22 protein-coding genes are annotated in these 12,145 nt (G+C 38.8%); 1 reads left to right on the plus strand and 21 read right to left on the minus strand.

Annotated features, from left to right (window positions below; genetic code table 11):
• Positions 1 to 22: 22 nt before the first annotated feature.
• The 21 genes from E0H80_RS06295 to E0H80_RS06400 form a co-directional block, all read right to left on the minus strand.
• Positions 23 to 664, minus strand: coding sequence for a putative metallopeptidase (locus E0H80_RS06295; RefSeq protein ID WP_131364162.1), 642 nt, complete (start codon positions 662 to 664; stop codon positions 23 to 25).
• Positions 633 to 1,094: a hypothetical protein gene (locus E0H80_RS06300; protein ID WP_131364164.1), complete on the minus strand. Its 462-nt coding sequence runs from the start codon at positions 1,092 to 1,094 to the stop codon at positions 633 to 635. Before E0H80_RS06300 ends, E0H80_RS06295 begins: the two co-directional genes overlap by 32 nt.
• A 41-nt stretch (positions 1,095 to 1,135) precedes the next feature.
• The gene (locus E0H80_RS06305; protein ID WP_131364166.1) at positions 1,136 to 1,360 is read right to left on the minus strand and encodes a hypothetical protein; all 225 of its coding nucleotides are present in this window, start codon (positions 1,358 to 1,360) and stop codon (positions 1,136 to 1,138) included.
• A gap of 45 nt (positions 1,361 to 1,405) precedes the next feature.
• Entirely contained in the window at positions 1,406 to 1,903 is a 498-nt protein-coding gene (locus E0H80_RS06310; RefSeq protein WP_131364168.1) for a recombination protein NinB, read from the minus strand.
• 57 nt (positions 1,904 to 1,960) lie between these two features.
• Positions 1,961 to 2,365 (minus strand): type II toxin-antitoxin system HicB family antitoxin, encoded by a 405-nt coding sequence (locus tag E0H80_RS06315; protein ID WP_131364170.1) that lies wholly within the window; start codon positions 2,363 to 2,365, stop codon positions 1,961 to 1,963.
• A 69-nt stretch (positions 2,366 to 2,434) separates the two neighbouring features.
• Positions 2,435 to 2,617 (minus strand): type II toxin-antitoxin system HicA family toxin, encoded by a 183-nt coding sequence (locus tag E0H80_RS06320; RefSeq protein WP_131364172.1) that lies wholly within the window; start codon positions 2,615 to 2,617, stop codon positions 2,435 to 2,437.
• 76 nt (positions 2,618 to 2,693) lie between these two features.
• Entirely contained in the window at positions 2,694 to 2,969 is a 276-nt protein-coding gene (locus E0H80_RS06325; protein WP_131364174.1) for a hypothetical protein, read from the minus strand.
• Positions 2,970 to 3,143: 174 nt separating this feature from the next.
• Positions 3,144 to 3,386: a hypothetical protein gene (locus tag E0H80_RS06335; protein WP_131364178.1), complete on the minus strand. Its 243-nt coding sequence runs from the start codon at positions 3,384 to 3,386 to the stop codon at positions 3,144 to 3,146.
• A 1,586-nt stretch (positions 3,387 to 4,972) separates the two neighbouring features.
• Positions 4,973 to 5,212, minus strand: a complete 240-nt coding sequence (locus E0H80_RS06340) for a hypothetical protein (protein ID WP_131364180.1) — start codon at positions 5,210 to 5,212, stop codon at positions 4,973 to 4,975.
• Positions 5,213 to 5,677: 465 nt separating this feature from the next.
• Positions 5,678 to 6,229, minus strand: coding sequence for a hypothetical protein (locus E0H80_RS06345; RefSeq protein ID WP_131364182.1), 552 nt, complete (start codon positions 6,227 to 6,229; stop codon positions 5,678 to 5,680).
• Between the two features lie 10 nt (positions 6,230 to 6,239).
• Positions 6,240 to 6,644 carry a DUF1064 domain-containing protein gene (locus tag E0H80_RS06350; protein ID WP_131364184.1) on the minus strand — a complete coding sequence of 135 codons (405 nt, stop codon included), beginning with the start codon at positions 6,642 to 6,644 and terminating at the stop codon, positions 6,240 to 6,242.
• Positions 6,622 to 7,008 carry a hypothetical protein gene (locus tag E0H80_RS06355; RefSeq protein ID WP_131364186.1) on the minus strand — a complete coding sequence of 129 codons (387 nt, stop codon included), beginning with the start codon at positions 7,006 to 7,008 and terminating at the stop codon, positions 6,622 to 6,624. The genes E0H80_RS06350 and E0H80_RS06355 overlap by 23 nt, the downstream gene beginning before the upstream one ends.
• Positions 7,001 to 7,330 carry a hypothetical protein gene (locus E0H80_RS06360; protein WP_131364188.1) on the minus strand — a complete coding sequence of 110 codons (330 nt, stop codon included), beginning with the start codon at positions 7,328 to 7,330 and terminating at the stop codon, positions 7,001 to 7,003. The genes E0H80_RS06355 and E0H80_RS06360 overlap by 8 nt, the downstream gene beginning before the upstream one ends.
• On the minus strand, positions 7,327 to 7,608 hold the full coding sequence (locus tag E0H80_RS06365; RefSeq protein WP_131364190.1) for a hypothetical protein: 282 nt from the start codon (positions 7,606 to 7,608) through the stop codon (positions 7,327 to 7,329). Before E0H80_RS06365 ends, E0H80_RS06360 begins: the two co-directional genes overlap by 4 nt.
• Positions 7,605 to 7,883: a winged helix DNA-binding protein gene (locus E0H80_RS06370; RefSeq protein ID WP_131364192.1), complete on the minus strand. Its 279-nt coding sequence runs from the start codon at positions 7,881 to 7,883 to the stop codon at positions 7,605 to 7,607. Before E0H80_RS06370 ends, E0H80_RS06365 begins: the two co-directional genes overlap by 4 nt.
• The gene (locus E0H80_RS06375; RefSeq protein ID WP_228259959.1) at positions 7,880 to 8,530 is read right to left on the minus strand and encodes a hypothetical protein; all 651 of its coding nucleotides are present in this window, start codon (positions 8,528 to 8,530) and stop codon (positions 7,880 to 7,882) included. The genes E0H80_RS06370 and E0H80_RS06375 overlap by 4 nt, the downstream gene beginning before the upstream one ends.
• Positions 8,509 to 9,228 (minus strand): hypothetical protein, encoded by a 720-nt coding sequence (locus E0H80_RS06380; protein ID WP_131364194.1) that lies wholly within the window; start codon positions 9,226 to 9,228, stop codon positions 8,509 to 8,511. The genes E0H80_RS06375 and E0H80_RS06380 overlap by 22 nt, the downstream gene beginning before the upstream one ends.
• The gene (locus tag E0H80_RS06385) at positions 9,209 to 10,096 is read right to left on the minus strand and encodes a hypothetical protein (protein ID WP_131364196.1); all 888 of its coding nucleotides are present in this window, start codon (positions 10,094 to 10,096) and stop codon (positions 9,209 to 9,211) included. Before E0H80_RS06385 ends, E0H80_RS06380 begins: the two co-directional genes overlap by 20 nt.
• Entirely contained in the window at positions 10,077 to 10,460 is a 384-nt protein-coding gene (locus tag E0H80_RS06390) for an HNH endonuclease (RefSeq protein ID WP_131364198.1), read from the minus strand. The genes E0H80_RS06385 and E0H80_RS06390 overlap by 20 nt, the downstream gene beginning before the upstream one ends.
• A 111-nt stretch (positions 10,461 to 10,571) precedes the next feature.
• Positions 10,572 to 11,063: a phage regulatory CII family protein gene (locus E0H80_RS06395; protein WP_131364200.1), complete on the minus strand. Its 492-nt coding sequence runs from the start codon at positions 11,061 to 11,063 to the stop codon at positions 10,572 to 10,574.
• A gap of 57 nt (positions 11,064 to 11,120) precedes the next feature.
• Entirely contained in the window at positions 11,121 to 11,309 is a 189-nt protein-coding gene (locus E0H80_RS06400) for a hypothetical protein (protein WP_131364202.1), read from the minus strand.
• Between the two features lie 110 nt (positions 11,310 to 11,419).
• On the opposite strand from E0H80_RS06400, the gene E0H80_RS06405 reads away from it, so the two are divergent.
• Complete coding sequence (locus E0H80_RS06405; RefSeq protein ID WP_131364204.1) at positions 11,420 to 12,073, plus strand: LexA family protein; 654 nt, start codon at positions 11,420 to 11,422, stop codon at positions 12,071 to 12,073.
• Positions 12,074 to 12,145 lie beyond the last annotated feature (72 nt).

Raw genomic sequence — 12,145 nt, forward strand, 5'->3', positions numbered from 1 at the left:
GCAAAAAAAAGAGCCCTTAGGCTCAATTAATCACACAGTTCCCACAACACGCAGCAATATTAGTTTCTGATACGAATGGAGCATTCTTGGCAATTTCCAAAAGTCGTTTTACAGACTCATCCGCACCCCATCGTTTTGTTTCACCGAAGAACACTTCAACATCGTGGCCAGCCAGATAATGCTTAGGTAGGCCAGTATGGTCGCTATAGATTATTTCACCATCTGCATCGCGTTCAACACCAATATGATAAAGCTCATGCTCAATCAACCTGCAGAACTCGCGATCTGAGGCTTGTTCACAGAAAGTAGCATCTACAGTTATTAGATAAATAGGTACAAATCCAAACCAATCCCGCATCTGTTGTTCTTGCCGTGCTTTCTTCCATCCACCCTGATTAAACATGACCTTTTCACATTGACCTAAAACCATACGCTTTTTAGCAACGGCAGCAGATGATGCCCAAGAGAATGCAAGAAACTCTTCATTGTCATGCAGTAGCTCGGCAATGTGATCATGATCCGGGTTATGGAGTTCACCACCAATCGTGAGCCAGTTTTTAACGACCCATTCTTTTAGTTCTGTTGCAGGTGCCAACAAAATCGCTTCTTGCTCTTCAGCACGATCAATTAAGTCAGTCGGTGGGAATGGTCTGAACTGGTACATAAGATGCCTTTAAATTCTTAAGCCATTGCGATGCGAAATTAGATTCAATTTGCATTGGACCAAATTCATCAATTTTATATCGTGGTGCAGATTCCAATCTAACGACTGTAAAGCCCATCTCATTAGCATGGTCATAACGATCCATACTCCAAGCCTTATTTTTAAGCTTGCCACCCCGTCCGCCTGACCATGGACCACCTGAAATCTCAACTAAAATTCTGTGCTCTATTAAGTGGAAATCAAAACGCCAGTGCTTGGTAGATTTAAACTGAAATTTCTTTTCGTATTTGATTCCAAATACATTCAATGCATGTTCAAAATCTTCTTCAGCTTCTAAGTATTTTTCTTTTGCTTTAGGTAATGGCTTGGCACGTGGTTTGGTTTTAAGTGGACGTTTCTTTGTTTTCCAGAAATAAGCATCTACGTCCATAAATTGCGCCCAATAAAAAACCTCCTACAGGAGGCTTTATTTCATTCTATTATTTCAATAATCAAGATTAACCTGTCATCAATAATGAAACTCATATTAGGCATTACTGAGTTTCTAGGCAGCTTCTTGTAAGGGCGCCTAGTTGACCGTAAAAAATTTCCTTCTGGATCATGATAGAAGAAATTCAAAAAACCATCGCTAACATCCTCTTCAGCTACAAACTCTATTATTTCGCCTGTATCTTGATCTTTAGCTATAATTTTCATTGTAGTGCCTTGTGTTGATTTAGCCCTATAATTTATCATTAAAACTTAATTCAACCCATCTTCATAACACCACTTCAAATCATCTGGCACAGTCAAATGAATACCCAATTGCATGACAGTAAAATCATGCACATTGTTCAAATACTCAGTCATCTGCTTAACTGTTGCTTTGGTTGTACTGGTCATCTTAATAACCTGCTTGCCAATAACCTTATGCTCTTCCGGCTCAGATAGTTTTACCTTAGCAATTGACTGGCACATTTCCTCAAACTCTTGATCATCACGACGATAGATAAAAATCAGAAAGCGCTTCTTAAACTCGTAATGGAGCGAATCTTTATCCTGTCCGGTCTTTTTCTCTATTTGACCTAACCACATCCAATACAACCTATTTTGTCCAGCCGATCTGTCATCCTGCTTCTGATCAATCCTCACCACCAGCGGTTTATTTTCTTCTAATGCCTTGGTGTAATGGGTATGCATAAAGCTAATGGCTTTGGTGATATCAGCATGTGACTGGATAGGAAACACGGCTTTTTGCATTTCCTACTCCCAATAAAAAACCCGCCATATTCGACGGGTTTCTTTTTAACTTAAGCTTTAGGCATGCAACAGTCTTTCTGCGCCTGCTGCTAAGAATGCTGACCGTGATTTAAAGCGATTATCTTTTTTCACACGATCATCAATTAAGTGAATTAATCGACTTGGTAAAGTTACATTTACTTTCTCAGCCTTACCTAAGTAGCGACTGACATCAATATCTACAACTGCCCAAATCATACCCTTGTATTCTTCAGCATTTAAAAATTTAGCAGCTTCTGATGCTAAAGGGATATCTTCACCATCATCGGCCAATATTTCTAAATGTCCTGCGATTGCCTCTTTGACATTTTCAAGAGCTTCTTCAAAAGTATCTCCTGCTGAGAAACACCCTTGAATATCAGGAACAATCACACCGTAGGCTTCTGTATCTGAGCCTCTCTCTACTGCGATTGGATATAACATTTCAATACTCCAACACTTCACAACCTCAAAAAAAGGATTAAATTTAAAACTATCTGGAATTGCCGCGGGTCATTTTAGACCCGCTTGCTTCAAGATGCTCTTCAAAGTGCCGATTGGTAAATCCTTTTTAGGATGGGGGACTGTAACCAACCCCTTCTTGGTTGAATGCTTGAAGTGATAATGATCACCCTTACACCTAACCTGATACCAACCGTCCTCCTCAATCATCTTGATTAAGTCCAGACTTTTCATTCAATCCTCCATAATTACGATATGAAGCAAGTATAACCCTAGAGTTATATTAGTACAATAACCCTAGAGTTGTAATTTAAAATATTTCCTTATCTGCTTGGCTTAACATCCGATTCACTCTAACCAACCACTGATCAAACATCACTTCACTTTCTGCCCTGGTGCCCAACTCAAAACGGTCGAATGAGGCATGGCATTTAAAGCAAAGCGGCACCGTGAATTCATCACTCGCCTTAATACTTCGACCTTTGCCATGCTTGGCTGAATTTGAATGCGCTGCCTGACTATCGGGATTGCCGCAACGAATGCACGGCAACTTTCGAATTGCTGCGAGTCTTTTTGGATTCCGCATTTAATTGCTCTTCAATGCCGTAAATCTGAGTATTCACCTTGCGCAACTCAGCACTGCACATTTCTTTGAATGCGTGGTTCGAGTACAGGTGGTTGTAATTCAATAACCGTGCTCGATTGGCTTGCAACAGTTCTAAATTCCGTTTTGCATCTACTATGTCCATGGATCACCTCATCAAGTATTAACTTTATAAATCCAAAGCGTGATCAGCATGCAGACTGCAATAATGAGTGCGCACCATGTACTGGTATTCTTTGAGGGTTCAAATAACTCATTAATTTCACGATCAAGTTGCTTTTGATCCTCACTCCACGTCTGAACACTTTCTTGTTCATGTGGAGTGAAATAAGCCCGAGCTTGTGATTTAGTGTGTTGAGTTGCTTTCAATCGTTTTGCTTTCTTTTGTTTTCGATTCACGGTTCCAACCTTCCGGTATTCCCGGATACTTCAAATAAGAAAAGAAAAACCCTCAGCAGCTGTAACTGTGAGGGCTTTTATGTGCCGTAATACGTTCGGCGATTTGAGTTATCGATTAAAATGTACTTAATTCGTAGTATTTACATTAAGTACAACTTACTAATTCTGTTATTTTGATCACACTTTAATTAAATAATAATTACTCATCATGAATAAGTCCTTTCTTTTTGTACTTTCTGGATTTTTAGCAGTTTTGGTTTGTATTGCTATCGTTTGTTCTACGCTAGGAATAATTTCCGAGGATCTATTCTTTTTAGAACTCGCAGGGCTACTCATTCTTGCTGGGGTTATAATTTTTTTAGAAATCAAAGAAAAGCGGAGTGATCCTTTTGATTCTTAAATATAGTTTAGGGGTTCTACTCCCCTCACCGCATAATGAGGTTTTTTAAAATTCTTTTAAACAATCACGACATACTTTGATTTCTTCATCATCACTCGTGTAGTCGATCTCAGTCGCACCGTGTAGGCCGAATAAACATATTAGGAATCTAAGCATTGTTTTCCTCCTGTAAATAAAAAGCCTACTTAACTGTCTAAAATCAAGTAGGCTTTTCAATTCACATTACATTGTTTTAGTTGTTAAGTTCTTGGAATAACTAAAATATATCACTAACAATTCATTTGAAAAGTATAAGAAATATAAGTCTTCTGTTTGAAGGTGTTTTGGTTAAGTTATTATTTATTAATAAGATGAACAAAAATTGGTCGAATTATCAATTTAAATATTTTGCAATGCCTGCAATTTAATTAAAATACTCAGAACGATGTATCAGTATTTTTCTAAAAAATATAAGAATTTGATACATTGAAAAAGCCCTTTTATTTGGGCTAAATACTATTCAACATTACTCGAAAAACTTTTCTCCAAGCAAAAAAATACCTCCTACGAAAGGAGGTAAAAATAAAATAAGAAACTACAGCGATAGATTCTATGCCGCATATTCTATATAAGATGATTTATTACTCATTGGCAAAAAATTACAATAAAATTTACTTGAAATAAGTAAATAAAAAGCCCGCTTAACAGGGGTTATATTAAGCGGGCTAATCTTTTAGCCTATTTTATACTTTTTAGTCCATCTTCTTTTATTTCTTGGTAGTGGTAAAATATATCACCCAATCTAAGATAACAAAGTATAGAAAACATACTAGAACTGTTTTGACTCGTTACTTTGAGTTATTTTCTTTTCTCGGTATAACAATATGCTTATTCCTATCTAATATCCCTACTGATCAATATTCGCTAAAGAAATCTTAGCTTCTCCTATCAATTGTCTGATTCTCTCTGAATTAGCCCTCTTGTGTTCTGCGTAAACGTAAACGCAAAGAAAGCATAGACATATTAAAAATACACTACTTAAAACAATAATTCTGTTCCCTTCCATGGCTTGACCATTTTTTAATCATTACTGTAAATCTTATTTTTAATTCAGTACATATAAAGGATCAATGGCATAAAAGCCTATAATTTTACCAAAAATTAAAAAAGCCCGATCAAATGACCGAGCTTTCTTTGAAATATAAACTTATTCTTTTGAGCACTTAATCTCAAGCTGATAATCATCTTGAGTGACCTTAATTTTAATATTCTTGTATTTTCTTTTGCTTGGATCCATCGCTGAACCTGCTACTTCATCAAAAAATTTACGATCATCCATTAGCTCAGCATAAGCTTTATAACCTATTAATATTTTTTCTGGCTTTTTGTGATTAACTGCTAACTCACTAAGAGTATTATCTAGTTTCTTGACAGTTAGAATTGCCATTTCAATAAAGCTCAAAAACAAAAAAGTCATTATCGCTTATTTTTATGACCAAGCAATGTCAAAAAAGCCCACCTTTCGATGAGCTTTTTATAAAATTTGGTGCGGAGAGCGGGAGTTAAACCCGCCTGACTTGCTATTAGCCCAAACTACCACGCCTTTATATCTCTTGATTTAAGTTTGAATCCTACTCCGCAGAAGCCAATCGCACCATAAATCTAATTTATTCATATAAAACCCTTTAAGATAAGTTGAAATACCACTAATAAAAACAAAAGTTGATAAAAGCGAGGCAGTTTCAAACCCAGATTTCAAGAAAGATACAAATTCAAAGCAACTCAGGGAGGACACAATGCCAGTTTTAAGACCCACATATGTCACACAACCCAATTCTTTGTTGGTCTCGGATAAACCGTAATACGACCAGTATAGTAAAACTATACCTTAGTCTTCGCTAAAACGAAATACCTAGGCTCGCATTTCTTTGTAAGTATTTTTCTTATACATCTCAATAGCCTTGGATGCCTCACCGATAGCAGATTCAATAGCAAGTACCATCAGTTTTTCATAACCCTTCCACGTCATACGATAGGTATCCACACCCATCTGATTACCACCAATGCCAACATAAGCCAAACGACCCTTGGCAGTGTAGTTATCCTCTAAATCTGGATCTAATGCAAAATCTATAACCATGCGTGCAATCTGCCAAGCTAAATGATACATAGCAATATGTTCAGGCTCGCGCTTCTTGTCTTCAGTCGCATTAGCCAACATGATTTTAGCCAGGTGATTACGCACATATTCATAGTCACTCTCACACTTACCATCAAACACGATTAGCGCTGTCACCGACTTTGCCAACTGGGTATCCATGCTTGCAATAGCCCCTAAACGATCTTGATAGTCCAAAGCCTTCTCCCCAGTGCCATGTATATTCGGTTCAAAATTCGGTGACTTTGCTGTAATGCCATGAGTCAACCATTCAAATTGTTCAAATTTTTCCGCTACTGCATTCATCCCAATCCCCTTAAATCTCTCTAACGTCTATATCGTGTACTGTTTTCATCAAGTGTTTCTTATTTCTAAAACTTGCCAACTTTCTTGTCGCCACTGACTTCACATCCTCAACAATCAGCTCGCCATTGCTCAGGTATGTGAAATCTGCAAAATATCTCAATGCAGGTTTTGCCCTCTTCTCACCTGCAATTTTTACTTTCGGTGCCAACTCAAATTTGACCTGACACTTTAAATCTTGAATTTCCCCTTTCTGCATTTGCGCTGTAAGCTCGATATAGCGTTGATACTCTTTCTTGCTATCAAACTTCATTCCATCCTTTTCAATTGCCACAGCGTTAAATTTGTTGCGTTTGGTGGCAGTCTTACGACCACCGCCATACTGTTTGTGATATTCAGTGAGTGAGATTGATGTCATTGGCATCTCTCTTTAAATCTTTTTGTAGGTCTAAAAACCGTTGTCTCGCAAAATGTATTGCCCACCGCCTTTGCTCATTTAATGCGGTTTTTAAGGATTTATAGCTCTGATCCAGTTGGCAGATGTGATGTTCAATTGTTGATTCAAAGAGTGTTTGCTTAACCCGTAAATCTTCAATAATTTTATTAAGTCGCTTAATCTCGCCTTCTGCATAATTATCAACACAAATGACTGGTTTAGATTGGAAGCATTCACCAGATTGACATTTTCCATTTGAAATACACTCAGGTGTATATCCCTTGCAGTGACTAACAGCCTTTGCAAACTCATCAGGATCTTCACTAACCAAGCCGATCTCACTCATGCTCACCTCGCAATATCTTTAAGCAATTTTTTATTGTTCTTTCAAAACCATTATTTCCTAAGAGCCATGAAACCTTGCGAATCCTCTCATTCAATTTATCCCCATAATTTCGGGAACTGGTAAGCTCAATTTCTAATGCTTTGTTCCGGTCACGTTGCAGTGATAGTTGGGCTTTAAGGAGTTCGATTTCAGCTCCTTGGTGCTGCCATACCTCAAACTGATCTGGATACAACTCACTCATGGCTTGATTTGCGTACATGGTGGACAGCACAACATAATCTTCTGGATTTTTGTTTTTTATGTACTCTTCAAAATCACTCATCGCTCAAACACCTCAGTCAAAGGGCTAATGTGATTGCGGCTGTCGGTGCACGTATCTGTGCGTTCATGGTCAGCAATGGCGTTGCGGAGGTCTTCCAATAAGAACATCTCCCCTTCAGGCCATCTAAAACCAGAATTCCAATATCCAGCCCAAATACTCCAAACCCCATAATCGTTTTCTTTAAAGTGAGAGCTGGTGTTCGCATGCGTCGCCCCCTCAGGCGCCCCATCCACAATCGCCTTACACTTCCCTAACCCCAATTTTTCGATTAAGTTCATACATCCACCCCAAATATTTGCTTGGCTTTGTCAGTCGCTTTAAGGCTTACTGGTCTTTTGCTATTGGTTTCTAGATAACCCTCAGCAATCAACTGACGTACAAAAGCTCCACTGGCAGAACTACTAATACCAATCCATCCTTGAACCTCTTTCATGCTGGTTCGACCACGCTTACTGGTGACATTTTTCAGCACAAGAATCATTCTTTCGCCATGCTTGACTGCATACTTCGAGTTAAAGCAATCCACGGTTTTATTGTCTAATGGGTGTTTCATGCGACACCTCCAAATAAATCACCCTGATCACCTTCACGTACATCACCACCCCATTGCATAGCCATGGCATCAGCAATTCCTTGGAATGTTTTGGATCTAATGTTTGAGCGGTCTGAAAATTTGGCATTTGAATACCATTTCGGCATGCGTTTCCCACTTGGAGAAACCACAAATTCACCCCTATCAACAACATCCGTCGGCTTGAGCAATGGCAGACCCTTTAGCCATAGGCATGTTGTTTTCTGAGCCTCATCACCAAACTGCCATGGCTGGATAATCTGATCCGGCTTTCTCCATAGGCTCGACATAATGCAAACTGGATTTTCGATAGCAATTCGAGGAATAGTGCTTTTGGCCAGCATCATGAAAAAGCTCACTGCTGCATGTTGACGGCCATCTAGCACTTTCTCTTTGAACCAGGTGGCACCGCTCACAGCAATGTGCGTACATGGTGGATGAGCAACCATCATGTCAAATGGATAATCCAAGAGGTCGCGAACATCACCTTGGTAATGTGGGCCGAAGTTAGAATCACTTGGCTGCATGTCGCACGAAATGGCATCATGGCCCGACTTAATAAATGCGTCACGTACTGCACCAGATTTCTCACAAGCAATCAGAATCTTCACACCCCACCTCCTAAACACTTGAACTCTTTCCCTGCTTCAAGTAATGCTTTTGGAAAACTTAATCCTGTTTCTTGCAATTCCTTAGTGCGATTTTCAATCCATGCTTTTTCTTCAGGTGATTGTTCTGGAAGCATTGATTTAGGTTTGGCAGCCAAAGCAATAGGCTTGCTTTCAATCACTTTAGGTTTCACCCAGATGGCTTGTTTTGTTCCGCTCAAAGCAAGCTCTTGAATGACATCAGCGTAGTTATCCTTAAATGCTTCATAAGCCAAATACATTGCGCGATCCGTATTTTTGGCCCACTCGATAGCAGTAAACATTTCATAGCATCGGTCATACGATTCTTTTTCTGCATTGGTGATTGCGTGGTTGTTATCACCTACCCATTTGATGATGTTTGCCAGAGCTGCATGCTTACCCTTGAATGAGTCTTGTAGGCGCTGTTGTTCAGTACCAAAACCAGTAATACCCAAACACCACTTGCGGAACATTGCTGGATCTGGACAAAAGCCGTTATCACGAACTTGGGATAATCCAAAATTCACCTGATCATGAGTTAGACCATCAATACAGATTTTCATTGCTGTGTTGATTTGTGCTGTAGCCACACCATCAAATGTTTTCTCAAATGAACGTGGTGCAATCGCTTTAAACACACCAACGAGCTGTGCTGAATTAATTGGACCAAGGTTTTGATTAAAAGCCGTAAGTTGCATTGCCTTGCTCCTCTTGTGCGATTAATTCTTGAATTTCAGACATTCGGGTTGATGCTTGGGTTTGATGTCTAGAGTAAGCATTGGTGTATGTCTGGACAGCCTGTTTAGGTTCAAACAAACCAGTCCAATTACTTGTGATGGAGTTTTTAAGAGATTGATTAGCTTTCTCAAATCCCCATTTGGTGAAATCACTAATTGCAAGTTCAACTGCTTTTTGGGTTGGCATCTTTTTCATTGCCTGACGCATTTCGATGTATGCAATCCATAGGTTTCGATCAACGCCTTCTGGTAACTCAAAACTCAAAGCTTGTTCAAAAGAGAATTTAGTTTTTTCTTTTTTCCCAACAATCTTCTCTTGTGTAATCTCTTGAGTAGTCTCTTGGTATTCTCTTGTTAAGATTGGCTCATTTTGAGCTAATGGAGATTGGCTCATTTTGAGCTGATGGATTGGCTCATTTTGAGCTACTGCATTGGTGCGTTTTGAGCTACTGCATTGGCTCATTTTGAGCCGATCAATAGAATCAATAGCTTGAGTAATATTGGATTCAATAATTGCTAAAACATCGTAGTTAATTGAATAATAATTGACCTGATTTGAACGTAATTTATCGAAGCGCTCAACACTCAATAATCCACGATCTTTAAGTGATTTAATTGTTCGTTTTAGGGTTGGAAGTGACAAATATTTGAGCTGAAGCAACCAATCAGAATAGGTGTTATAAACCCACTTTTTTCCATCATGGTGATGTCGTGATGCACCCATCCAATAATGTAATTGCTGTAAAAATATTGCCTCATTTAATCCTATAGCCATTGCTAAGGATGGCTGGACTTGCAAAGGTGATTCATTAATTAGAAGCTTCGACATATCTAGCTCCTTTTCTTGAATTGCACGATTTGCACATGGTTTGGAGGTTTTCAAGAGTTGCTTCCCCACCTAGTACTTCTGGCTTGATATGATCAAGCGAAAGGTTTGTTTTCGCGCTACATGTCACACACCTGAATCCGTCACGCTCATACACCTGCATACGTAGAGACATGCGAATTTTCTTTTTTGTGTAAGTCTTTTGTTCGGGAACTTCTTCTTTCCAAAACAAATAGCGTCCATATTGAGCTTTGTGCACAACATTGATAATCATGTTTGCACACGGATTACAAAGCACCACTTCAGGGTGAATAGTTTCGTAGTAGCGCTCAGCTTCTTCTTCTCCGCAATACTGACAAATATTCATTTAACACCCCTGTTGATCGTGAGGTGCTTGTTGATTAGTGGTTCATATGCTAAATTTGATTTCATATTCATTTACTCCAGTTTATGAATTTGAAAAGCCTGATCTCAGAAATCAGGCTTTTTCTCGTTGTAGAGCTGATAAATACTTCGCACACTCACCTTTCATGGCTTTACGCAAAGACTGGATTTTGTGTTCAATTTCTTCCAGGATGCGATCTGTCTCATCCATTTCTGAAGGTGTCACGACACCATCTTCCAAAGCACCTAAAACCTGCTTATTCGCTTGACCAGCACCAACATTCATACCCAGCAAGGATTCAAGTACGCTTAACTGATGTTCCTTGCCTTCCGTGTCACTCACTGGAACTAGAACGTAGTTCAATTTGTGTGCCCATGCTTTTAGTACCGCTGGGTTTTGGGTGTAAGTCAGCATTGCTTCAAACGATTTTAGGCTTGGTAAATGCTGCTCCATATTTGGATTGGCATAATTCAAAGCAGTTTTGTGTGATACACCCAATACATCAGCAATTTCTTTTGGAGTGATGCCGTCAGATTGGTGCACCATCTTGTGCAATGCGGTTTTGGTCTCTTTCGATATATCCATGTGAATCCTTTGATTAAGTTCACGTTTATTAAATTTATCAATTACTTGATAATTGGTTTAAGCAGTTAAAGCACGTAGATCGGCTTTCAATTTGCCTTGGGATAAAACTTCAAAAGTTGCTTGAGTGCGTGGGGGAATTCCTTTTTTTTCCCATTTCCACAAGGTAACTTCGGAAAACCCTGTTTTTTGAGATAACTCACGTTTTGTTTTGCAGCCAAAATGGCTCATAAGGTCACTAGGTTTCATGGCGCTCTCTACTTAACTGTAGTTAATAAACTAAAGTTATCACACCTTAACCACAGTTTCAACTTAATGTATTAACATTAGTTAAGATTATTTTTGTTATGGATTTGATTATGTCCTTCCATCTACGCCTTCAAGAAAAATTAAAAGAAAAAGGTTATAAGCCTGCGGATTTAGCTAGAGCAACCGAGGTATCAGGGGTTGCAGTTGGAAAATGGATTCATGGAGACAGCCAGCCTAAGGCGGGAAAATTGAAGCTCATCGCAAGATTTTTAGGTGTAAGTGATGATTGGCTATTAACTGGTAAAGAAGCACCGGTTAGATTCGATAACAATATCGATCTATCTCAAAAATTTGTTCTTGCAGGTCGCCCCATCCCTGTTATTTCTTGGGTTGCTGCTGGATCATTTGGGGATATTGAAACAGTATTAAAAGATGCGGAAATAGATGAATACCTACCACCAATAAAAGAATGTGGAAAGAATGGCTACGGCTTAATTGTTGTAGGTAATTCCATGAAACCTGACTTCAAGCCAGGTGACCGCATTTATGTAAATCCAGATATTCAGACTTTTGATTTGCAAACTGATGATCTGGTTATCATTGCGTGTAGTGGTGAAACCGAAGCTACTTTTAAAAAATTAATTATCGAAGGTGGGGATAAGTATCTTCAACCTTTAAATCCCAATTGGCCTGAGCAGATAATTAAATTAACGGAAGATTGCCGATTGGTGGGAAAGGTAGTCGGTCTATATAGAAAGATTTAGGAAATAATAAATACCTCGATCCTGTTGGATCTTCAAATTTGGCTTGCTGGGTAATTAAAATTACTAAAAGAA

The organism is Acinetobacter sp. ANC 4779 (genome assembly GCF_004331055.1).
Classification (GTDB): domain Bacteria; phylum Pseudomonadota; class Gammaproteobacteria; order Pseudomonadales; family Moraxellaceae; genus Acinetobacter.

Bases quoted from the DNA above. Each gene is read 5' to 3' on its own strand.
- E0H80_RS06295 (WP_131364162.1), bottom strand. From the start codon at position 664: ATGTACCAGTTCAGACCATTCCCACCGACTGACTTAATTGATCGTGCT.
- E0H80_RS06345 (WP_131364182.1), bottom strand. From the start codon at position 6,229: ATGAATGCAGTAGCGGAAAAATTTGAACAATTTGAATGGTTGACTCAT.
- E0H80_RS06305 (WP_131364166.1), bottom strand. From the start codon at position 1,360: ATGAAAATTATAGCTAAAGATCAAGATACAGGCGAAATAATAGAGTTT.
- E0H80_RS06300 (WP_131364164.1), bottom strand. From the start codon at position 1,094: ATGGACGTAGATGCTTATTTCTGGAAAACAAAGAAACGTCCACTTAAA.
- E0H80_RS06405 (WP_131364204.1), top strand. From the start codon at position 11,420: ATGTCCTTCCATCTACGCCTTCAAGAAAAATTAAAAGAAAAAGGTTAT.
- E0H80_RS06355 (WP_131364186.1), bottom strand. From the start codon at position 7,008: ATGAGTGAGATCGGCTTGGTTAGTGAAGATCCTGATGAGTTTGCAAAG.
- E0H80_RS06395 (WP_131364200.1), bottom strand. From the start codon at position 11,063: ATGGATATATCGAAAGAGACCAAAACCGCATTGCACAAGATGGTGCAC.
- E0H80_RS06385 (WP_131364196.1), bottom strand. From the start codon at position 10,096: ATGTCGAAGCTTCTAATTAATGAATCACCTTTGCAAGTCCAGCCATCC.
- E0H80_RS06320 (WP_131364172.1), bottom strand. From the start codon at position 2,617: ATGAAAAGTCTGGACTTAATCAAGATGATTGAGGAGGACGGTTGGTAT.
- E0H80_RS06315 (WP_131364170.1), bottom strand. From the start codon at position 2,365: ATGTTATATCCAATCGCAGTAGAGAGAGGCTCAGATACAGAAGCCTAC.
- E0H80_RS06390 (WP_131364198.1), bottom strand. From the start codon at position 10,460: ATGAATATTTGTCAGTATTGCGGAGAAGAAGAAGCTGAGCGCTACTAC.
- E0H80_RS06310 (WP_131364168.1), bottom strand. From the start codon at position 1,903: ATGCAAAAAGCCGTGTTTCCTATCCAGTCACATGCTGATATCACCAAA.
- E0H80_RS06360 (WP_131364188.1), bottom strand. From the start codon at position 7,330: ATGAGTGATTTTGAAGAGTACATAAAAAACAAAAATCCAGAAGATTAT.
- E0H80_RS06400 (WP_131364202.1), bottom strand. From the start codon at position 11,309: ATGAAACCTAGTGACCTTATGAGCCATTTTGGCTGCAAAACAAAACGT.
- E0H80_RS06340 (WP_131364180.1), bottom strand. From the start codon at position 5,212: ATGGCAATTCTAACTGTCAAGAAACTAGATAATACTCTTAGTGAGTTA.
- E0H80_RS06380 (WP_131364194.1), bottom strand. From the start codon at position 9,228: ATGCAACTTACGGCTTTTAATCAAAACCTTGGTCCAATTAATTCAGCA.
- E0H80_RS06350 (WP_131364184.1), bottom strand. From the start codon at position 6,644: ATGACATCAATCTCACTCACTGAATATCACAAACAGTATGGCGGTGGT.
- E0H80_RS06365 (WP_131364190.1), bottom strand. From the start codon at position 7,608: ATGAACTTAATCGAAAAATTGGGGTTAGGGAAGTGTAAGGCGATTGTG.
- E0H80_RS06370 (WP_131364192.1), bottom strand. From the start codon at position 7,883: ATGAAACACCCATTAGACAATAAAACCGTGGATTGCTTTAACTCGAAG.
- E0H80_RS06325 (WP_131364174.1), bottom strand. From the start codon at position 2,969: ATGCGGAATCCAAAAAGACTCGCAGCAATTCGAAAGTTGCCGTGCATT.